Annotated in this window: 15 protein-coding genes; 9 read left to right on the top strand and 6 right to left on the bottom strand. The window is 72.9% G+C overall.

Going from position 1 to position 21,306, the window contains the following annotated elements; genetic code table 11:
- Positions 1-2 precede the first annotated feature (2 nt).
- The 6 genes from FS769_RS05650 (at position 3) to FS769_RS17165 (ending at position 7,405) form a co-directional block, all read left to right on the top strand.
- Positions 3-1,232: an acetamidase/formamidase family protein gene (locus FS769_RS05650; protein WP_260979719.1), complete on the top strand. Its 1,230-nt coding sequence runs from the start codon at positions 3-5 to the stop codon at positions 1,230-1,232.
- Positions 1,229-1,453 carry a hypothetical protein gene (locus FS769_RS05645; protein ID WP_144830498.1) on the top strand — a complete coding sequence of 75 codons (225 nt, stop codon included), beginning with the start codon at positions 1,229-1,231 and terminating at the stop codon, positions 1,451-1,453. Before FS769_RS05650 ends, FS769_RS05645 begins: the two co-directional genes overlap by 4 nt.
- A complete protein-coding gene (locus FS769_RS05640) occupies positions 1,450-3,105 on the top strand; it encodes an AtzH-like domain-containing protein (protein ID WP_144830495.1) in 1,656 nt (551 codons plus the stop codon). The genes FS769_RS05645 and FS769_RS05640 overlap by 4 nt, the downstream gene beginning before the upstream one ends.
- Positions 3,106-3,361: 256 nt before the next feature.
- Positions 3,362-4,594 (top strand): alanine--glyoxylate aminotransferase family protein, encoded by a 1,233-nt coding sequence (locus FS769_RS05635; protein ID WP_144830492.1) that lies wholly within the window; start codon positions 3,362-3,364, stop codon positions 4,592-4,594.
- Between the two features lie 67 nt (positions 4,595-4,661).
- Positions 4,662-5,945, top strand: coding sequence for an allantoate amidohydrolase (locus FS769_RS05630; protein ID WP_144783285.1), 1,284 nt, complete (start codon positions 4,662-4,664; stop codon positions 5,943-5,945).
- Between the two features lie 98 nt (positions 5,946-6,043).
- Positions 6,044-7,405: a PhzF family phenazine biosynthesis isomerase gene (locus FS769_RS17165; RefSeq protein ID WP_313959268.1), complete on the top strand. Its 1,362-nt coding sequence runs from the start codon at positions 6,044-6,046 to the stop codon at positions 7,403-7,405.
- Between the two features lie 442 nt (positions 7,406-7,847).
- On the opposite strand, the gene FS769_RS05620 is transcribed toward FS769_RS17165, so the two are convergent.
- From FS769_RS05620 to FS769_RS05610, 3 genes are read right to left on the bottom strand one after another with little or no spacing between them, the layout of a single operon-like run.
- Entirely contained in the window at positions 7,848-10,706 is a 2,859-nt protein-coding gene (locus tag FS769_RS05620) for a molybdopterin-dependent oxidoreductase (protein ID WP_144830489.1), read from the bottom strand.
- On the bottom strand, positions 10,703-11,536 hold the full coding sequence (locus FS769_RS05615) for an FAD binding domain-containing protein (RefSeq protein ID WP_144830487.1): 834 nt from the start codon (positions 11,534-11,536) through the stop codon (positions 10,703-10,705). The genes FS769_RS05620 and FS769_RS05615 overlap by 4 nt, the downstream gene beginning before the upstream one ends.
- Position 11,537: 1 nt before the next feature.
- Positions 11,538-12,152 carry a pyridoxal 5'-phosphate synthase gene (locus tag FS769_RS05610; RefSeq protein WP_144830484.1) on the bottom strand — a complete coding sequence of 205 codons (615 nt, stop codon included), beginning with the start codon at positions 12,150-12,152 and terminating at the stop codon, positions 11,538-11,540.
- 113 nt (positions 12,153-12,265) lie between these two features.
- On the opposite strand from FS769_RS05610, the gene FS769_RS05605 reads away from it, so the two are divergent.
- On the top strand, positions 12,266-13,288 hold the full coding sequence (locus tag FS769_RS05605; RefSeq protein WP_144830482.1) for a methylenetetrahydrofolate reductase C-terminal domain-containing protein: 1,023 nt from the start codon (positions 12,266-12,268) through the stop codon (positions 13,286-13,288).
- 134 nt (positions 13,289-13,422) lie between these two features.
- Here the strand turns inward: FS769_RS05605 and FS769_RS05600 are convergent, their stop codons facing one another.
- Genes FS769_RS05600 through FS769_RS05590 form a run of 3 tightly spaced genes read right to left on the bottom strand, consistent with a single transcriptional unit; the run spans position 13,423 to position 17,869 of the window.
- Positions 13,423-15,333: an FAD/NAD(P)-binding domain-containing protein gene (locus FS769_RS05600; protein WP_144830479.1), complete on the bottom strand. Its 1,911-nt coding sequence runs from the start codon at positions 15,331-15,333 to the stop codon at positions 13,423-13,425.
- A complete protein-coding gene (locus FS769_RS05595; RefSeq protein WP_144830476.1) occupies positions 15,330-16,682 on the bottom strand; it encodes an NtaA/DmoA family FMN-dependent monooxygenase in 1,353 nt (450 codons plus the stop codon). Before FS769_RS05595 ends, FS769_RS05600 begins: the two co-directional genes overlap by 4 nt.
- The gene (locus tag FS769_RS05590; protein ID WP_144830473.1) at positions 16,679-17,869 is read right to left on the bottom strand and encodes an LLM class flavin-dependent oxidoreductase; all 1,191 of its coding nucleotides are present in this window, start codon (positions 17,867-17,869) and stop codon (positions 16,679-16,681) included. Before FS769_RS05590 ends, FS769_RS05595 begins: the two co-directional genes overlap by 4 nt.
- Before the next feature lie 315 nt (positions 17,870-18,184).
- Here FS769_RS05590 and FS769_RS05585 point away from each other — a divergent pair, with 315 nt between their 5' ends.
- Entirely contained in the window at positions 18,185-19,597 is a 1,413-nt protein-coding gene (locus tag FS769_RS05585; RefSeq protein WP_144830470.1) for an FAD-binding oxidoreductase, read from the top strand.
- Positions 19,598-19,630: 33 nt separating this feature from the next.
- Entirely contained in the window at positions 19,631-21,286 is a 1,656-nt protein-coding gene (locus FS769_RS05580; protein ID WP_144830468.1) for an ABC transporter substrate-binding protein, read from the top strand.
- Positions 21,287-21,306 lie beyond the last annotated feature (20 nt).

The raw sequence follows: 21,306 nt of genomic DNA, 5'->3' as shown, positions 1-21,306 counted from the left end.
GCGTGGTGGAGGGCGGCTTCGACAGGCTCAGCCACCGCGCCGGCACCCGCGCCTTCCCGATCCTGCAGCCCCACACCGGGCCGATCCCCGGCGATCACTACGTCGCCGCGACCCTCGACACCGTGCTGTGGGGACGCCTCCCGTGCGCGACCGACGCCGCCGTGCTCGAGGTCGCCTCGGGCGAGAGCGTCACCTTCGACACCGTGAGCCACGAGGGCATCCTCGACGACCAGGGCAAAGACCCGCGCGCGTTCTTCGCGGGCCACGGCGTGCCCGCGGATCAGGTGCTCGACGATGCGGTCGAGATCGCGGCATCCGCCCCCCGAGACCCGTTCGCCGACGGCCCCCACGTGGTCGTCGGACCCGTGCACGTGCGCGGAGCGCACCCCGGCGACCTGCTGAAGATCACGGTCGAGACCCTCGTGCCGCGCGTGCCGTACGGCGTGATCTCGAACCGCCACGGCAAGGGTGCCCTGGTCGGCGAGCTGCCCCGCGGCGAGCACAAAGTCAGCGTGTTCTCGGCCGTCGTCGAGCGCGACGGCATCCGCTACGGCACCCTCCCCGTGGTCGAGGGCGCCGAGCCGATCGTGTCGTACCCGCTCGCGCCGTTCCTCGGCACGATGGGCGTCGCCGTCGCGGGGGAGGAGCGCCCGCACTCGGTGCCGCCCGGAACCCACGGCGGCAACATCGACATCAACCTGCTCGTCGAGGGGACCACGCTCTTCCTCCCCGTGCAGGTCGAGGGGGCGCTGGCCTACGTCGGCGACCCGCACTTCGCGCAGGGCGACGGAGAGGTGGCGCTCACCGCTCTCGAGGCCTCGCTGCGCGCCACCCTGCGCTTCGAGGTGATCCCCGCGGATGCCGCCCGCGCGGCGTTCGGCGAGGTGACCGGACCGCTCGTGCGGACGCCCGACTACCTCGTGCCGACCGGCATGGACCCCGACCTCGACGCCGCGATGCGCGCGTGCGTGCGGTCGTCGCTGGCGTTGCTCGGCGGGCGCTGGGGCATGGACGAGCACCTCGCCTACGCCTACCTGAGCGCGGCGACCGACTTCGACATCTCGCAGGTGGTCGACATCGTCTCGGGGGTGCACGCCCGCATCCGCGAGGCCGACTTCGCGGACGTCGCAGCCGTGGAGCCCATGCCGCTGGCATCCGCCCCCGACGCCGCCGCGGAACCCGAGCCCGTCGACGGTCCGGCGCCGCACGAAGAAGAAGGAGACGTCGCATGAGCCCCGTCCTCGCCGCCGCCCTGGCCCGTGCCGAGGCGGCTGACGCCCTGCCGTTCGGCGCCGGCTTCGACGCCGACGCCGACGTCGTGGCCCGGCCGTTCGCGCCGGGCGCTGGCGACGCTGCCCCTGCCCGTCGAGTGTCCAAAACACCCGGACGATTCTTCGGATGGTCCGGGTGTTTCGGACACTCGACGAAGCGCGGAGAGGGGCGCCGATCATGACGGATGCCACGGGGGCGACGCCCGAGCCCATTACGCCCGAGCCCGCCACGCCCGCGCCCGCCATGCCCGCGCCCGCGGCGCCCGCCGGCGCCCCGGCGATCCCCGCCGACCTGCGTGCCGCCTTCGACGCGTACGAGCGGGCGATCGTGGCGAACGACCTCGACGCGCTCGACGACTTCTTCGCGCCCGGACCCGAGACGCTCCGCGGCGACACTGCGGGCCTGCTCGTCGGGCACGACGCGATCAGCGGGTTCCGAGCCCTGCGCGGGGGAGTGCCCGCGCGTGAGATCGCCGAGATCCACTACCGCCCGCTCGGTTCCGACAGCGCCCTGCTCATGTCGGTGTCGCAGTTCGTCGGCGGAGGCCGCGGCCTGCAGACCCAGGTGTGGCAGCGCATCGATGGCCGGTGGCTCATCACGGCCGCGCACGTCACGCCCCGTACGCCGGCACTCGATCGCACGATCTGGCGGAGCGTGGGCGACCCGTTCCTGCAGGGAGCGTGGGAGGGGCCGCTGGCCGGCCTGACCGTCGCGGTGAAAGACCTGTTCGCCATCGCTGGCTTCCGCATCGGGGCGGGCAACCCGACCTACCTCGAAGAGGCACGGCCCGAAAAGGCCACGGCCCCGGCCGTCGCCGACCTGCTGCGCGCAGGGGCGTCGCTGCGCGGCATCGCGCGGACCGACGAGTTCGCCTACTCGATCGCCGGTGACAACGTGCACTACGGCACCCCGCCCAACGGTGCGGTGGTCGGCGCGCTGCCTGGCGGATCGTCGAGCGGCCCCGCGTCCGCCGTCGCCCTCGGCCACGCCGACATCGGCCTCGCCACCGACACCGCGGGGTCGATCCGCGTGCCCGCCTCGTATCAGGGGCTCTGGGGCCTGCGCACGACCCATGACCTCGTGCCCCGGCAGGGCATGCTTCCGCTCGCGCAGTCGTTCGACACGATCGGCTGGCTCACGCGCGACGGCGAGACTCTGCAGCGCGTGGCCGACTGGTGCCTCAGCTACGACGGCTCGAGCTCGACCGAGAACGTCTACGGAGCCTCGGGCGACGACCTGCCGTGGCGGTTCGTCGTGCCCGAAGAGGTGCTCGACTGCGTCGAGCCGGCGACCCGCGAGGCGTTCAGCCGACTGCTCGCCGCGCTCGCGGCATCCGACGACCCTCCCTCGTTCCGCGCGGTGCACATGGGCGATCTGGATGCCACCTTCTCGGCGTTCCGCACCGTGCAGGGCGCCGAGGCGTGGCGCAACGACGGCGACTGGCTGCGCGCGCACCCCGGCGCCGTGGGGCCGGCCGTGGCCGAGCGCTTCCGTGTCGCGTCGCAGATCACCGCGTACGACGAGGCCGCCGCGCGCGCCGAGCTCGAACCGATCGCCGCCCTCCTGGCCGAGGTCGTCGACGGTGCCGTGATGGTGTTCCCGACCGTGCCCGGTCCCGCGCCGCTGCGCACCGCCGACGTCGACGCCGTGCGCGCCGCGACCCTGCGCATGACCGCGCCCGCCGCCGCCGCCGGCCTCCCCGCCGTGTCGATCCCGCTGCTGCGCGTCGGCGGCGCTCCGGTCGGCGTCTGCCTCGTCTCGCGTGCCGGCACCGACATCGCGCTCGTCCGCTTGGCTCGGCGCTTCGCCGCGCTCGCCGGGGGCATCCGGTGACCGTCTCGAGCGCCGGGCGGGCCGTCTCGCGCGTCGGGCGGGCCGTCTCGAGCGCCGGGCGGGCCTTCTCACGCGCCGGGCGGGCCTTCTCACGCGCCGGCCGGGCCGTCTCGCGCGTCGGGCGGGCCGAACTCCGGAGAATCCGGGGACTGAGCGGCTCTCGCACGGCATCCGCCCCCGCCCGGACGAGGACCTCCGGAGTTGCGCACGCCCCCTCGTTCCTTTCCCCCGCCCGCCCCCGCACCACGGAGTCCTGATGTCCCACCTCCCCGGCCCGATCGACCCGCCCGCGCGCCTGCTGATGGGCCCCGGTCCCATCTCGGCCTACCCCAGCGTGCTGCGCGCGATGGGGGCGCCGCTGGTCGGCCAGTACGACCCGTTCATGACGGCGACCATGACCGAGACGCAGGAGCTGTACCGCCAGGTCTGGGGCACCGCGAACGATGCGACCCTGCTGATCGACGGCACGAGTCGCGCGGGGATCGAGGCAGCGATGGTGTCGCTGATCCGCCCGGGCGATCGCGTGCTCGTGCCGGTGTTCGGCCGCTTCGGTCACCTGCTGGCCGAGATCGCCGAGCGCGCGCTCGCCGAGGTGCACACGATCGAGGTGCCGTGGGGGCAGGTGTTCCCGGTGTCGACGATCCACGAGGCGATCGAGCGGGTGAAGCCCCACCTCGTCGCGTGCGTGCAGGGCGACACCTCCACGACGATGCTCCAACCGTTGGAGGAGATCGGCGAGATCTGCCGCGCCCACGGCGCGCTGTTCTACACCGACGCCACCGCCTCGCTCGGCGGCAACCCCTTCGAGATGGACGCCTGGGGCCTGGATGCCGCGACCGCCGGCCTGCAGAAATGCCTCGGCGGGCCGTCGGGGTCGGCCCCGCTGAGCCTGTCGGACCGCGCCGTCGAGGTCGTGCGCTCGCGCGCCCGCGTCGAGGCCGGCATCCGCGAAGAGGGCGACGCCTCGGCATCCGACTTCATCCGCTCGAACTACTTCGACCTCGCGATGATCCTCGACTACTGGGGGCCGCGCCGCCTCAACCACCACACGGAGGCGACGACCATGCTCTACGGCGCCCGGGAATGCGCGCGGGTGCTGCTGCTCGAGGGGCGCGACGAGGTCATCGCGCGTCACCAGCTGCACGGCGACGCGATGCTCGCAGGGGTCGAGGGCCTCGGCCTGACCGTGTTCGGCGACGTCGCGCACAAGATGACCAACGTGGTGGCGGTCGAGATCCCGGATGACGTCGTGGGCGACGCCGTGCGCAGCGAGCTGTTGAGCGACTTCGGCATCGAGATCGGCACGTCGTTCGGGCCGCTGCACGGCCGCGTCTGGCGCATCGGCACGATGGGCTACAACGCGCGCAAAGACGCGGTGCTCACCACCCTCGCTGCCCTCGAGGCGGTGCTGCGCCGGCACGGTGCCGCGGTCGCGTCCGGCGGCGGAGTCGAGGCCGCGCAGGGCGTGTACGCGGGGGCGGGAGCGTGAGGGCGACCGGCGCCGGGCGCGGCGTGCGCGATCCCGCGACGGGTTGCGGCGGCCGCGGGGCCTGGGCATGACGGCATCCACTCGCCTTCAGGTGTCGGAAGAGCGCATCGCCTCGGCCGCGCGCCGCGTCATGGGGCGCTGCGAAGAGCTCGCCCGCGTCACCTCGACGCCCGGATCGATCACCCGCGTCTACCTCTCGCCCGAGCACGCACGCGTCAACCGCCTCGCCGCCGAGTGGATGCGCGAGCTCGGCATGACCACCCGGCAGGACGCCGCGGGCAATCAGGTCGGCCGCCTCGCCCCGGCCGGGGTACCCGACGCTCCCGCGCTCCTGCTCGGATCGCACCTGGACACGGTGCCCGACGCGGGGCGCTACGACGGCATCGTCGGGGTGCTGATGGCGCTCGAGGTCGTGCGGCTGCTGCGCCGCGTCGACGATGAGGGCACGGCATCCAGCCCCTTCCCCTTCGCCCTCGAGGTCATCGCCTTCAGCGACGAAGAGGGAACGCGGTTCGGCAAGGCCCTGCTGGGCTCGTCGGCCGTGGCCGGTCAGTGGGACCCCGCGTGGTGGGAGTTGGCGGATGCCGACGGACTCACCCTGCGCGAGGCTTTCCGCGACTTCGGGCTCGACCCGGGCCGCGTGGGCGAGGCCGCGCGCCGGCCCGACCAGCTCGTGGCGTACCTCGAGGCGCACATCGAACAGGCGCCCGAGCTGCACCGCAGTGGCCAGGCTCTCGCGGCGGTGTCGTCGATCGCGTCGGCCCGGCGGTTCCAGCTCGTCGTCGAGGGTGAGGCGCGGCACGCGGGAGGCACGCCCTACGACATGCGGCGCGACGCCCTGCTCGGCGCGAGCGAGGCCGCGCTGGCGGTCGAGCGGATCTGCCGCGGCGAGCACCACATCGTGGGCACGGTCGGTCAGCTCGAGGCCTTCCCCGGCGCGGTCAACGTCGTGCCCGGCGAGGCGCACCTCTCGCTCGACCTGCGCGGAGAGTTCGACGCCACGCGCGACCACGTGTGGGACGAGATCTCACGCGAGCTCGACGCGATCATGGGACGCCGGAGCCTGCGCTGGCACGCCCGAGAGGTGCACAGCGCGCCGGCGGTGTTCTGCGCTCCGCTGCTGCAGGACGTCGTGCGCGCGGGCATCGGCGGCGACGCCCCCACCCTTTTCAGTCGCGCCGGTCACGACGCCATGGCGATCGGTGCGATCACCGACGTGGGCATGCTCTTCCTACGCAACCCCGACGGCATCAGCCACCACCCCGCCGAGGACGTCGCGGGCGCCGACGTGGCGGCGGGCCTGCGTGCCCTCGCCGAGGCGGTGCTGCACCTCGGGGCGGAGGTGCGCTGAGGGGTCGGTTGCGCCCGGTTCGGGGCGTCGGTCGTGGCCCCGGGGCGCGGGGCGTGCGGGGGCGGTCGTTAGTGGGGCGGCAGACGTGGCCCCGGCGCATGGTCTTCATCAAGCGCGACCGTCCCGCGCCCTCGGCGTGGTGGCTCGGCGTGCTCGGGGCTGTGCGCGGCATGCCTGCGGCCTACGGGCTCACGACCGAGCAGGCAGCCGCGATCGTCGGCCCGAGGTCGGTGTGGTGGACCTTGGCGTGGGTGTTGTGGTCGGTGGCGCTGACGGCCGGAGCGTTCTGGCGAGCGTGGTGGATGAAGGTGCATGAGCCTCATGTGCGTTTCACCGCGGGACGAGGTGCGTTGTGGCTGTGGGGGGCGATCGGCGCGCCGTGGGTGTACCCCTCTCTCGCGTGGGACCTCCTGCTCTACGACGTGTTCGGGGACAGCCCCCCGCGCTGCGGTCCCCATCGTGTCGGCGATCGCGAGCGCTGGTGGTTCGGCGCGTGCATCGCCCTCCCGGTCGCTGCCGTGTGGTCGGCGATCGTCGCGTTCAAGGAAGCGCGCAACGCCAAGGCAGCTCCGCAGCACTCGGCCCCCGGCGAGAATGGACGCATGACCTCCGCTCCCTCGATCCTCGAACTGCTCGCCTTCGCCGCCGAGCCGGGTGGAGGCAATCCGGCGGGCGTCGTCCTGGATGCCGTGGCCCTCGATGCCGCGCAGATGAAGCGCATCGCCACCGACCTCGGCCACCCCGAGACCGCTTTCGTCGGTGAGCGCGACGGTCGCCGGGTCGCCGTGCGCTACTTCTCGCCCGGAGCCGAGGTCCCCTTCTGCGGACACGCCACGATCGCGACCGCCGTTGCGCTCGCCGAGGCCGAAGGCGTCGGGCCGTTCACGTTCGACACCGCGGCGGGCATCGTCGAGGTGTCGACCGCCCGCGACGCCGAGGGCCGCATCACCGCCGGTTTCACCAGCGTCGATCCCTCCACGACCGACCTCGACGCGGACGTCGCCGTCCGCCTCCTCGGCATCCTGGGCCTGCGCTCCGACGACCTCGATGAGCGGATGCCGCTCGCCCAGGCCTTCGCCGGCAACCTGCACCCGGTGGTCGCGATCGCCTCCCGCGGGACGTTCGATTCGTTCGCGTTCGACCCCGCTGCGTTGCGGATGCTCATGGACGAGCGCGGATGGAAAGGCACCGTCATCACGGTCCACGTGGAGGGCGACCTCGTCGACGGCCTCGTCGCCGAGGCGCGCAACCTCTTCCCGGTCGGCGACATCACCGAGGATCCCGCGACGGGTTCCGCCGCTGCCTCGCTCGGTGCGTACCTCCGCGACCGCCTGGGTCTCGACGCACCGTTCGCCTTCACCGTGCGGCAGGGCCGGCACATCGGGCGGCCGAGCGTGCTCGAGGTCGAGGTCCCGGCATCCGGGGGCATTCTCGTGCGGGGAACCGCGACGCCCCTCTGAGCTCCCGGTTCCGGGGCGGATTTTTGCGTTCGGGGCGTGATTCGTCCGCCCCGAACGACGAAACGCGCCCCAAACCGTGCCGGCGCGCCCGGGGCCGAAGCCAGTGATGTCCTCAGCCCGTGGCCTACGCGCCGACCTCAGCTTCACCGGTTTTGGGGCAGGTTCTTGCGTTTGGGGCGTGAATTGTTCGCCCCGAACGACGAAACGCGCCCCAAATCCCCCGCCGACGCGCCTGGGCCGAAGCCAGTCGCCTCCGCAGCCCGGGACCTACGCGCCGCCCCGACGTTCACCGGTTTGGGGCGGATCCTCTCGTTTGGGGCGTGGATTTTCCGCCCCGAAGGACGAAACGCGCCCCAAATCCCCCGCTGGCGGGCCCCGCCGACACCGGAGCCGGAGCAAGACCCCAAACCCCGCTGGCGGGCCCGCCGGCCGCGGGCCCTGCTCACTCCCCGCCCGCGAGCCTCCACACGCGGTCGCGCGAGAACGGCAGTTCGTATCCGCGGCGGCCGAGCGCGCGCGAGACGGCGTTGCCGATCGCGGCCCCGACGGGGTTGTACGGCGACTCGCTCATCGACTTCGCGCCGAACGGGCCGAGGGTGTCGTCGGTCTCGGCGAAGTACACCTCGGTGTCGGGCACGTCGGCGAACTGCGGCACGCGGTACGTGCGGAACACCGGGTTCTGCACGACGCCGTCTTCGAGCAGCACCTCTTCGTACAGCGCACCGCCGAGGGCCTGCGCGGCGCCGCCCTCGATCTGGCCGCGGCACTGCGCGGGGTTGATCACGACGCCGGCGTCGGCGGACTGGATCGACTGCAGCACCTTCACCGTCCCCGTCTCGGGGTCGACGGCCACGCGTACGGCGTGCACGTTGAAGGCGAGCGAGCGGAAGTCGCCGAACTCGGCCCCGTCGGCGGTCAGGTCGTCTCCGCCCCCTGCGGCGACGATCCGCGCCCACGTCACGGTCTCGCCCGCGAATGAGATTCCGGATGCCGTGACCTCGGCGCCCGCGGCATCCGCCCCCGACAGCTCGGCGGCGATGGCGATCATCCGGCGCTTCAGCGACAGGCAGGCGCCGTACAGCGCCTTTCCGGCGACGACGGTTCCCGCGGAGGCGAACGCGCCGGTGTCGTGGCGGACCGCGTCGGTGTCGGCGGCCCACAGGTGCAGGCGCTCGAGGGGTGCCTCGAGCACGGTGGCCGCGATCTGGCGGTGAACGGTCGAGGTGCCGTTGCCGAACTCGGCCGTGCCGACCCGCAGCACGTAGGTGCCGTCGGCACGCAGGGTCGCGGTGGTGTGGGCGATGTGTCCGCGCGGCGCCATGGTGGCGATCATCGCGGCCGACATCCCTTCGCCGACGAGCCAGCCGTCGGGGGCGTCGACGCCGTTGCCGCGTCGCAGCGCGTCTTGCGCGAGGTCGAGGCACTGGTCGAGGCCGTAGCTGCCCCAGATCAGGTCTTCTTCGTACTTCTCGTCGGCGTCGGGGTGCAGCGGGTCGCCCTCGCGCACGGCGTTGATGCGGCGCAGGTCGAAGGGGTCGATGTCGAGCTCCTGCGCGAGGGCGTCCATGGCGGATTCGACGGCGAACACCACCTGTCCGAGCCCGTATCCGCGGAACGCGCCGGAGGGCGGGTTGTTCGTGTAGACCGCCTCGGCGTCGATCCACTTCGTCGGCACGCGGTACAGCGTCGTCGACTCGGCGCACGAGTGGAACAGCACGCCGATCGCGTGGTTGCCGTAGGCCCCGGTGTCGCTCAGCACGTCGAGCTTCATCGCGGTGAGGGTGCCGTCGGCATCCGCCCCCAGGGTGGTGCGCACGCGCATCGGATGCCGCAGCGAGGCCCGCACGAACTGATCGGTGCGCGAGTACTCGTACGCGACCGGGCGTCCGAGGCGCAGCACCGCGAGCGCGGTGAGGTCTTCGGTGAAGAGCTCCTGCTTGCCGCCGAATCCGCCGCCCACGCGCGTCGCATAGACGCGCACGCGATCGCGCTCGAGGTCGAACACGTGCGCGAGCTCGTTGCGCACGAGGAAGGGCACCTGCGTCGACGAGCGGATCACGAGGCGACCGTCGTCGTCCATCCAGCCGACGGCGCCGTGCGTCTCGAGCGCCGCGTGGGTCACGCGCGACGAGCGCCATTCGCCCGTCACGGTGGTGTGGCTCGCGGCGAGGGCCGCGTCGATGTCGCCGCCGTGACCGGTGTGGAAGCCCGCGACGACGTTGCGGCCGGCATCCATCACGCGCTCGTCGGGTGTGCGGTCGGGGTGCAGCAGCGGGGCTCCGGGCCGGCGTGCCTCTTCGGGGTCGAACACCGCGGGCAGCACCTCGTACTCGACCTCGACGGCACGGCATCCGGCATCGGCTGCTTCGGCCGTCTCGGCGACGACCGCGACGATCCGCTGGCCGACGTGACGCACGACGTCGTCGAGCATGCGCGTGTCGTCGGGGTCGTCGGTGCGGTGTTCATGGCGGCCGGTCGAGTAGCGCACGGCGGGGACGTCGTCGTGGGTGAAGACGGCCACGACGCCCGGGATCGCCCGCGCGGCCGCGGTGTCGATCGAGACGACCCGGGCGTGGGCGTGCGGCGAGGTCACGACGCGCAGCACGAGCGGTGGTCCGCCGGGCACGGGCTCGTCGAAGGTGAAGGGCTCGCGACCCTGGACGATGCGGCGCGCGGCCTCGGGGATGGCGGAGGTGCCGACGCGTCCGGTGGGGGAGGTCGGCGTGCACACCTCCTGCAGATCGGCAGGTGCAGGGGTCGAGGGAGCCGTGAGGGGCGGATCTGCAGGAGTCGTGTCGTGCCCCGCGCACGTCCCGCCGCAGCCGGCGGGCGCCGCGGCCGGCGCTGCGGACCCTGTCTCGCGCACCGGCCCCAGCACCGATGAGCGGATCGCCTCGCGGATCGGGCGGTACCCGGTGCACCGGCAGAGGTTGCCCTTCATGCGCCGGTCGAGGTCGCCGAGGTCGTCGGGGGTCAGGGTCGAGGCCGTCACGCTCATGCCGGGCGTGCAGAAGCCGCACTGGAATCCGAAGCCTCTCGCCAGGGCCTCCTGCACGGGGTGGAGCTCGTCGCCGGGGGCCAGGCCGGCCGCAGTGGTGATCGCACGCCCCTCGAGTCGCATCGCGGGAATGATGCACGAGTGCGTCGGCGTACCGTCGAGCAGCACCGAGCACGCGCCGCAGTCGCCCGCATCGCAGCCCTTCTTCACCTCGACGTGTCCGGCCTCGCGCAGGAGCGTGCGGGCGCTCTGACCGGGGCGGGGATCGACCTCGACGGGGGAGCCGTTGACCTCGAACCTCACGCGGCACCTTCCTGCAGCTCACGCGCGAAGCGCGCGCGCAGTCGTTCGGCGAGCACGACGCTCACTCCCCGACGCCAGTCGGCACTGCCGAGCGGATCGGTGTAGAAGTCGGGGGCGGATGCCACGGCATCCCGCAGTTCGCCCGCTCCGGGCACGCGCGAGAAGCGCAGCACGCGGGGGCGGCGCACCGCGGCGGTCACCACGAACACCGCGGAGCCGTCGGGGTCGACGCGGGCGGTGACGACGGCGCCGGAGCGACCGAGCTCGGCCAGCGCGATCTTCTGCAGGCCCACCCGCGACGACAGCGACCGCGCGGGGACGTCGAGGGCGCGCACGACCTCACCCGGCGCGAGCGCGTTCGCGGCGTTGTCGACCACCAGGTCGGCCACGGCCGCGCGGCGCTCGCCGCCGTCGGGCGTCCAGATGAGGGCCGTGGCATCCAGCGTCGCGAGCAAGGCGATCATCGCGCCGGCGGCGAAGGCTTGGCAGACGTTGCCGCCGACGGTGGCGGTGTTCCAGATCTTGAACGACGCGAGCAGCGCATCGGCGGCGGGGCGGGCGAGCTCGAGCGAGGTCCAGGCCGCGGGCGCCTCGCGCTCTGCCCACGCGAGCAGACGCGCGATGGTGCAGGTCGCCCCGATGCGCAGGCCGTCGTCGGTGATCTCGAGGTCGGGCCAGCCGAGGGTGGTGAGGTCGACGAAGCCGGTGGTGTCGGGCTGCGGCTCGCTCATCAGCCAGGTGCCCCCGGCCATGACGACCTCGCCGGGACGCAGCGCGAGGTCGGCGCGCGAGCGCGCGGCGCGGAATGAGGTGACGGTGGTGATGTCCACGTCAGCCCGCCAGGATCTCGCCCGACCAGCGGCCGTCGACGAGCGTGTAGTGCTGGCGCGTGCTCTGACCGGCGGGGTCGCCGCGCCAGAAGGTGAGCGTTCGCGGGCGCAGGCGGAACCCGACCCAGCGGGCGGGCGGGTCGAGCTGCGGGTGCGCGTCGTCGAACTCCGCCCACAGGCGATGACGTTCGTCGACGGGCAGGTGCGCGTTCTCGCGGGTGTTCGTCCAGGCCAACAGCTGCAGGTACCGCGACCGCTCGGAGTACACCTTCGCGGCATCCGCCGCCGAGACCTGCTCGACGGTGCCGCGCACCACGAGCTGCCGACCGATCTCGGGCCAGGCGATCGACATCGCCGCGACCGGGTTCTGGGCGAGTTCGGCGGCCTTGGCGCTCTGGGCGTCGGTGTGGAAGGTGAGGCCCTCGGTGTCGCACTCGCTCGCCAGCACGTGCCGCAGCGAGGGAAGCCCGTCGAGGCCCACGGTGGCCAGGGCGGCGAGCGGTCGCAGCTCGCTGTCGTGCGGCGGCAGCCACCGCACGAGCAGGGCGAGCGGGTCGTCGGTGAGTGCGTCGACGTCGTCGACGTCGGAACCGAACGTGGTGCCGGCCGTGATCATGGCGACCTCCCGGGGGATGGGGCAGCGGGTATCGCCGAGCGTAGGCACCGCGCATTTCGGCAATGTTGCCGTCACGAACATTCGCGGAAACACGCGGTCCCTACACTCCCGCCATGACCTCGCTGCCGCTGATCGACGCCTGCCCGAAGCGCATGGAGTACGGCCCCTGCGGGGGCGTCGGATTCGACGGCTCGTGCGAGATCGACGCCGCGCATCGGTGCGCGTTCCTGCACCGGCCGACCGTGCCGTGGACGGGGGTCGATCGCACGGTCGCCGTGATGCCCGGGTCGCGCTCGGCGGCGGCGGCAGCGACCCTGGCGGCGCTCGGGACGCGCCCGTGGGTGGTCGCCGATCTGCCCGCGCGGGCGCTGAGCGTGGCATCCATCGACTCGTGCGCCGCGATCCTCGCCGGAGAAGTGGATGCCGTGCTCGCCGGCGACGCGGGAAGCGCGCGCGTGCAGTTCCCACCCGCCTACCGCGCACACCTTCTGCAGTCACGGGGTCTGCGCGTGTGGACCGGCCTCAATATGCGCGACCGCAACCGCGTCGCGATCGAGGGCGAACTCGCCGCGCTCGCCGTGGAGGGGGTCGCCGGAGTGCACTGCGTGACCGGCGACCACACCCGCACCGGAGATCGACCGGATGCCGCGCCGGTGTTCGACCTGGACTCCACCGAGGCCGCCGCGCTCGCCCGCGCCGCGGGGCACGTCGTGTCGGTGGCAGCGTCGCCGGCCGCACCCCCGATCGAGCGGCGTGCGGCACGGCTGCGCGAGAAGCAGCGCGCGGGGGCCGACGTGTGCTTCGTCAACCATGCCGGCGGAGCCGCGCCGGTGCGCCGCTTCATCGAGGCGGCGGGCGACGGCATCCGCTACATCCCCTGCGTGCCGGTGGTCGTCGATGCCGCGTCGGCCGACCTGCTCGAGTCGTTCACGACGCTCGTGCTGCCCGACGGCTTCCTCTCGCGCGTGCGGTCGGCCCGCGACCCGCGCGCCGAGGGGATCGCCCTCGCGGTCGCGCTCGCCGAGGAGATGCTGGCCCTGCCCGGCGTCGTGGGGGTGAATCTGTCGGGCGGGCGCGAGGGCGCCGAGGAGTCGTTCGCCGAAGCGTTGGCCGAGATCGCGCGGCGCCTGCGCTGAGGCGGTGCGGCCGTTTCATCCCCGTTGAGCGTCCGAAACACGCCGCGGCCGCCGTGGAGGCGCGGCGTTTCTTGGACGCTCAAACAGGATGGGGCGCGGGGCGGAGGCGCCGGGGCGGGAGCGCGAGCGCGGGGTCAGCGCGACGCCACGCGCACCCGCGCTGTCGACCGGGCCGAGGCGACCGCGCTCGCCGCCGCCGTCACGGCCTCGGCCACCCGGTCGGTGTGGCGCAGCGAGAGGGCGTTGGACTGCGGCCGGGTGAAGGCACCCGCCTCCGGTCCCGCGGTGAAAGGACCCAGGGCGAACATCGTCGCGTGGGCCGCCCCGTCGCGACCGATCACGCGTCCGTCGGGGTCGACCTCGATGCGGCCGAGCGAGCCGGTGTAGGCGTCGTCCGCGACGTGCACTTCGCGCCCGTGTCGCGTCGCGAGCTCTCGCAGCGCCGGGTTGTCGCTGGCGGCGGCGCCGGCCGCGGGCAGCCAGGCGTCGACGAGCGCATCGGCGACCACCTCACCGGGCGCGCGAGAGGTCGTCGCGACGAAACCGCGCTGCTCGTCGAGGCGCACCGACAGGTCGGGCCCGAGGAAGCGCACCACCCCGGCATCTGCCAGGGCGAGCAGCTCTTCGAGACGGTGGGCGGGTGGCCCCGAGGCGACGTAGCTGAAGAACGCGTGCCACGTGATCGGCAGGTCGACGGCGCGCGAGCGCGCACTCCACCGTTCGGGCGGGATGTCGGCCAGAGCGAGGAACGCCCCGAGGATCGTCAGGAACAGCGCCTGGCTCGCGCTGTGATCCTGCGAGGTGCGCAGGAGTAGGTCGTCGGCCACGTGTCGGCGCACGCGGTCGTGCACGGCGTCTGCGTCGACGAAGGTCTCGTCGCCGAGCGGCCGGTCGAGGCGGGGCACGTCGAAGCGGTCGAGGGGGTCGTGGACGACCTCGCGCACGGCGCGGCGCAGGGCGTCGGTGTCACCGTCGACCTGACGCAGCGTCTCGCGGAAGGCCTCCCACGTCGTGGTGACCCGCTCGGGGTGGCCGGTGAACAGTTCGCGGTAGTGCCCCCACACGAGCTCGCGCGCGATGAGCGGCCACACGTCGTCAGTGAAGTCGACCGTGCCGGGGCGGTCGAGCAGGGCGGTGACCGCCGCGGGGGTGAGCACCTCGCGCGCGGGCGCGTCGCCCTGCAGCTGCGAGGCGACCTTCGAGCGGTACGGCACCCCGCGCCGCGAGCCCAGGTGCAGCCGCGGCTCCGCACCCGAGGGGGTGTAGATCAGGTGCCCGGCCGACGTGCGGGAGAAGCGACCCCCGCGCCCCTGGGTCAGGAGCACCACGGCATCCACCGCCGCCAATCCCATGCCGCGCACGATCACGTCGGCGCCCGGTGCGAGACGCGAGAGGTCGGCGTCGGCGGTGAAGGAGGGCTCGAGATAGGTGAAGCCCGCCGCCGCGGCCGTCGCGATCACGTCGAGGGTGGTGTTCTCGGGCGCACGGCCGGTGTGACCGAGCGCGTAGACGACGAGGTCGGCGGGCAGCCGCGTGCCGTCCGAGAGGGCGACCTCCCACCCCTCGGCGGTGTCGTCGACCCACTCGGCGCTGCCCTGGTGCCACTGCACCTCGACGCCGGGCGGCGCGATCGCGACCGTGCGCCGCCAGAACCAGTCGAGGTAGGCGCTCTGCAGGCGCCGCGTGGGAAAACCGTCGCCGCGCAGCTCGCGCACCTCGTCGGCCAGGGCGGGGTCGTCGATCGAGACGTCGGGCAGGCGCCCGTCGCGCACGCGCTCGGCCCACTCGATGAGCGACGGCCCCGATCGCACCGGACCGGCGATCAGGCAGCTGTCGTCGGTGAACACCGTCACATCGCGCGCCATCGAGTTCAGCTTGAGCAGGGCCGACTGCTCGTGACGCCAGATGCGCCCGCCACCCGGGGGAAACGGGTCGATCAGCGTGATGCGCAGGGGCGGGTACGCGTCGCGGGTGCGCCGCGCGAGCAGGCGCTCCACGAGCATCACCGCCCGCGGTCCCGCCCCCACGATCACGACGTCGGTCATCGTGCGGCTGCCTCCTGCGCGACCGGAGGCAGGCCCAGCAGGTCGTGCAGCGTCGCGCCCTCGTCGTACGAGCGGCGGTACGAGCCGCGCTCCTGCAGCAGCGGCACGACTCTGTCGGTGAACTCGTCGAGGCCGTGCGGGGTCACGTGTCCGACCACGGTGAACCCGTCGGTGGCGCGCTCCTGCACGTAGCGGTCGATCTCGGATGCCACGTGCTCCGGCGTCCCGACGAACGTGTGCTTCGCGGTCAGGCGGATGACGAGCTCGCGGATCGACAGCTTCTCGGCGGCGGCCTGCGCGCGGAGCTGATCGACGCGGGCGCGGATCGCGGCGTGGCGTCCGGCGAAGCCCTGCGCGGTCTCGACCCCGGTGTCGGGCTCGACGTCGGGGAGCGGACCGTCGGCGTCGTAGCCGCTGAAGTCGCGGTTCCAGATCTGTTCGAGGTAGGTGATCGCCGTCTGCGGCCGCACCTGGGCGAGGGCGATCTCGCGCGAGCGCTCACGCGCCTCGGCCGCGGTGTCGCCGAGCACGAAGGTCGCGGCGGGCAGGATCTTCAGCGAGTCCTCGTCGCGGCCGTGCGCGGCCAGGCGGCCCTTGACGTCGCGGTAGAACTGCTGGGCGTCGGCGAACTCGGTGTGCAGCGAGAAGATCACGTCGGCGTGCTGCGTGGCGAAGTCGCGGCCGTCGGGGGAGTCTCCCGCCTGCACGATGACCGGTCGCCCCTGCGGCGACCGCGGCACGTCGAACACCGCGTCGACGTCGAACAGGCGGCTCTCGTGCCGCACCCGCGCGATCGCGTCTTCTCGGAGGAACGCCCCGGTCTCGGCATCCGCCACGATCGCATCGTCACGCCACGACGACCAGAGCGCCTTCGACAGGGCGGCGAACTCCGAGGCCCGCACGTAGCGGTCGGCGTGGTCGAGGTAGCCGCCGCGGCGGAAGTTCGCGCCGTGGAACGCGTCGGAGCTCGTCACGGCGTTCCACCCCGCGCGACCGTTCGACAGCAGGTCGAGCGTGCCGAGCTGACGGGCGAGCTCGTACGGCTCGTTGAAGGTGGTGTTGAGCGTGCCGACGAGGCCGATGTGCTCGGTCACCGCGGCCAGGGCCGTGAGGATCGCGAGGGTGTTCGGGCGTCCGGCGACGTCGAGGTCGTGCAGCCGGCCGCGGTGCTCGCGCAGGCGCAGTCCCTCGGCGAGGAAGAGGTAGTCGAAGAATCCGCGTTCGGCGGTGCGGGCGAAGTGCTCGAACGACGAGAAGTCGATCTGGCTGCCCGCGGCAGGATCCGTCCACACGGTGGTGTTGTTCACGCCCGGGAAGTGGGCGGCGAGGTGGACCTGGCGACGGCTCATGCGCCGACCTCCTGTCGGGCGTAGCGGCTGGCGGGGCGGGGGAGTCCGAGCCGTTCGCGCAGGGTGGGCTCTCCGGCATCGGGGGCCAGGATGCCGGCATCCGCCGCCCGCGGCGCGACGAGGCGTGCGATCCGGTCGAGGTCGGCGGGCAGGCGCGCGGGGCGCAGGCGCACGCCGTCGACCCCGGCCTCGGCGAGGGCGCGGATCTCGGCGACGACGTCGTCGGCGGTGCCGACCACGACGCGGGCGTCCGTCTGCAGCGGAGCGCGCTCCTGCAGGCGCTCCCACACCGCCTCGGCCTCTGCGCGCGTGTCTTCGACGAGCACGAGCAGGTCGGCGAAGACGCGGAGGGGCTCTTCGCGCTCGGGGGCGGACAGCTCGTCGAGGATGCCGGCCACCGCCGCGGCATCCGCCGGCGTGATGAACACGAGGTCGGCGTGCTCCGCGGCGAAGCGGTAGGGGATCGTCTGGTGCGCCAGCGCCGTGATGAGCGGCTGGCCCTGAGGAGACCGCGGCACGATCGAGGCCCCCGTGATCGAGAAGAACTCGCCCTCGAACTCGACGTTGTGCACGCGCTCGCGGTCGAGGAACTTGCCCGTCTCGAGGTCGCGCACGATCGCGTCGTCCTCCCACGAGTCGGCGAGGCGGCGGATGGCCTCGGTCACCTCTCCGGCCTCGCGGAAGGCGGCGAGCAGCGCGGGGTCGTCTTCGACGCGACCGGATGCCGGGAGCCCGGTCGGTCCGTCGGCGCGGCGCCCGAAGTTCGCGCGCTCCTGCGCGGTGGAGCCGGCGACGATGCGCACGCCCCCGCGTCCCCGGCTGACGTGGTCGAGGGTCTGCAACCCCGTGGCCAGGTGGAACGGCTCGGGGTGGGTCGTCGTGACCGTCGGCACGAGACCGAGACGCCGCGTGTGCGGGGCCAGGAACGACGCCAGCAGCACCGCATCAAGGCGCCCGCGGACGCGGTCGCGGCGGGTCTCGGCATCCGCTTCGCTCGATCGTCCGCCCAGGCTCAGCGCGTCTTCGATCGTCGCGAACACGATGCCGGCGTCGTCGGCGGTGCGCGCGAGGTCACGCCAGTAGGCGGCGGAGGTGAGCTCGGTGGGTCGGGCCGTGGGCTCACGCCACGCGGCCGGGTGCCAGCCGGCGCCGTCCAGCGCGACGGCGAGGGGGATGCGGTGCGGCATCGGAGCTCCTTGGATCGGGGAGACGGTGGTCGAGGTCCCCACTGTCGCCCGGCGGCGCGGCGGGGCTCAAGGCCGGCCGTAACGCAACGCCTTGAAACGACGCGAGCGCCCGAGCGGGGGCGGACCGTAGCGCGGCGGCTCGTCGTGCGCACCTCGGCGCGGTCTTCGTGACGCCGTGCGACGCACCGTGACCGGCGATGACGGGCCGCTACGGTGCGTGTCCTCCGGGATGAGCCGGGCGGCTCGTCGTCCTACCTTCGGCGTCGTCCCCGTCTTCCCGGATGCCGCCGCATCCCGACCCGAGGAGGTCCGCTCATGAGTGCCACCCCCGTCATCGCCCCGACCACGGGCCTCGACGCCTTGCTCGACGATGTGCGAGCCGACGCGTCGCACATCGAGGTGCTTCGCCCCTCGGTCGAGACCGCCGCGTTCGCGTTCGACGCCGGCACCGCTCCGCGTCGGGCCTCCGCCGGTGACGGGCCGGCGGTCGCGTTTCCGGCGAGCCCCGCCGAGGTGCAGCAGCTCGTGCGGCTGGCCGCGCGCCACGGCGTGAGCATCGTGCCCCGCGGCGCCGGAACGGGCCTGTCGGGCGGCGCCACGGCATCCGCCGATCAGCTCGTCATCTCGACCGCCCGCCTCGATCGCATCGTCGAGGTGTCGCCCGCCGACGAGGTCGCCGTGGTCGAACCGGGCGTGCTCAACGCCGCGCTCAACGAACGCCTGGAGCCCCTCGGCCTGTTCTACGCCCCCGATCCCGCGAGTTGGCGCATCTCGACCATCGGCGGCAACATCGCCACGAACGCCGGTGGCCTGCGCTGCGCGAAGTACGGCGTGACGCGCGAGTCGGTGCTCGCCCTCGACGTCGTGCTGGCCGACGGCAGCCTCGTCTCGGTCGGCCACCGTTCGATCAAGGGCGTCACCGGCCTCGACCTGGTCTCGCTGTTCGTCGGATCGGAGGGTGTGCTGGGCATCGTCGTGGGGGCCACGGTGCGCATCCGTCCCCTGCCCGTCGCCCGTCGCACCGTCACCGCGTTCTTCTCCTCGACCGGGGCCGGGGCTGCGGCCATCGGGGCGATCACCGCGTCGCGGGTGCGCCCGAGTGTCATCGAGTTCCTCGACCAGCCCACGCTCGAGGGCATCGACGCCGCCCAGGGATCGGGCCTGCGCGATCGCGGAACTGCCCTGCTGCTCATCGAGCTCGACGGCTTCGGCATCGACGAGCAGACCGCCGAACTGACGGCGGCGCTGACGGCGGCGGGCGCGACCGTGCGGGTCGAGAACGACGCGGACGCCGAGACCCTGTGGGAACTGCGCCGCTCGGGCCGCCGCTTCGACGACGACCACTGGTTCGCCGGGGGAGACGTCGCGGTGCCGAAGTCGCGCATCGCGGAGATCTTCGCGGGATTCCCGGCGATCGCGGATCGGCACGGAGTGTCGGTGAGCGCGGTCGCGCACGCGGGCGACGGAAATCTGCACCCGGTCATCACCCTCCGCGTCCCGCCGGGGGCCGACCCCTCGCTGCCGCCCGCCGCCGTGCACGACGCCGCTGACGACGTGGTGCGCGCGGCCCTCGCCGTCGGCGGAACCGTCAGCGGCGAGCACGGCATCGGCACGGTCAAACGCGATCTCGCCGCGGAGGAGCTCGCCGTCCGCGTGCGCGAGGCGCAGCTCGCCCTCAAGAACGCTCTCGATCCCGCCGGCCTGTTCAACCCCGGCAAAGCCCTGTAACCCGAATCTCCACCGCACACACGAGGACACCCCATGACCACGCAGCCCCGCCCGTTCCGGCGCCTCATCGGCGTCGCCTCCGCCCTCACCGTCGGCGCCGTCCTGCTCAGCGGGTGCGGCGCGGGCTCGACCGACGCCCCCGCCGAGGGCTCCGCCCCGCGCACCGGCGGCGATCTGGTGTTCCTCATCGACTCGCTCGGTGCCACCTGGATCCCCAACAACAGCTCCATCTCGAGCTATCAGGGACAGATCTGGGGCAACCTCACCGACAAGCTCGTCTACGTCGACGCCGAGGGCGACCTCAGCCCGTGGATCGCGCAGAGCTGGGACGAGAACGCCGACAAGACGCAGTTCACGCTGCACCTGAAAGAGGGGGTCACGTTCTCGGACGGCACTCCGCTCGACGCCGCCGCGGTCGTGGCCAACATCGACCTGTGGGCGAAGGGGCGTCCCGACGAGGGCATCAACCGCATCGGCCTCTTCCCCTCGGCGAACTACGTGGGCGCCGAGGCGGTGGATGCCACGACGGTCACGGTGTCGTTCTCGGCACCGACGCTGAGCTTCATCCCCACGCTGGCGTACCACGGCTCGATCCTGCTGTCGCCGGCGAGCCTCGCCCTGCCCGCCGACCAGCAGGCCGACCTCACGAAGGACATCGGCAGCGGTCCCTTCGTCGTCGAGAAGGTCGCCGAGGGCGACAGCGTCGTGCTGAAGAAGCGTGACGACTACGACTGGGGCCCCGAAGCGGTCGGCCACGACGGTGCCGCGTACCTCGACACCATCACCTACAAGCAGGTCGCCGAACCGACGCTGCGCACCGCCTCGGTCGAGTCGGGTCAGGCCCAGGTCGCCTACAACGCCAGCCCCCAAGATCTCGAGGCGCTCAAGGGCGAGGGGCTCACCGTCGAAACGCCCCGCTACCTCGGCTTCGTCAACGGCTATGCGCTGAACACCTCGGTCGCGCCCTTCGACGACGTCAATGTGCGTCAGGCGGTGCAGCACGGCATCGACCGCGATCAGATCCTCTCGACCGTTTACACGCCCGACTGGCACGCGGCCGAGTCGTTCTTCCAGAGCACGGTGCCCGAGGCGACCGACCACGCCGACGCGTTCGCATACGACCCCGACGAGGCCGCACGGCTGCTCGACGAGGCGGGCTGGACGAAGGGTGCCGACGGGGTGCGCGAGAAGAACGGCCAGAAGCTGTCGTTCACGCTCTATCCCAACCCCTACCTGCAGGCCTCGCAATCGGTCGACGAGCTCGTCGACCAGCAGCTCACGAGCCTCGGCTTCGAGGTGAACCTCGAGAGCTACGACGTGCCCACCTACGGGCAGAAGGTCATCGGCAACGCGGCCGTGCCCGCCACCGAGATCACGCGCAGCTTCGTCGACGTCGGAACCGTCGCGGGTGTGCTGACCGCGCAGAAGAAGGGCGACGAGGACTGGTTCAAGGTCGGAACCTCGGATGCCACGCTGAACGACCTCGCGAATGCTCTCGCGACCGCCACCGACCGCGACGCGCGCGCGAAGGTCGCCGACGAGCTGCAGGGCTACGTGCTCGATCAGGGCTACTTCGTTCCCCTGACCCAGATCGTGCAGCGCGTGTACGTGCAGTCGCCGGAGCTGACCGGCGTCACCTACAACGGCCTCGCCTACGCGTACTACCTCGACGCCTCGCTGAACGACTGATCGCGATTCCACCCCGAGAG

It is taken from the genome of Microbacterium sp. BH-3-3-3 (assembly GCF_007679045.1).
Lineage (GTDB): Bacteria > Actinomycetota > Actinomycetes > Actinomycetales > Microbacteriaceae > Microbacterium > Microbacterium algihabitans.
The sequence above is the reverse complement of the archived record's forward strand: the minus strand, read 5'-3'. Positions and strand labels throughout refer to the sequence as shown.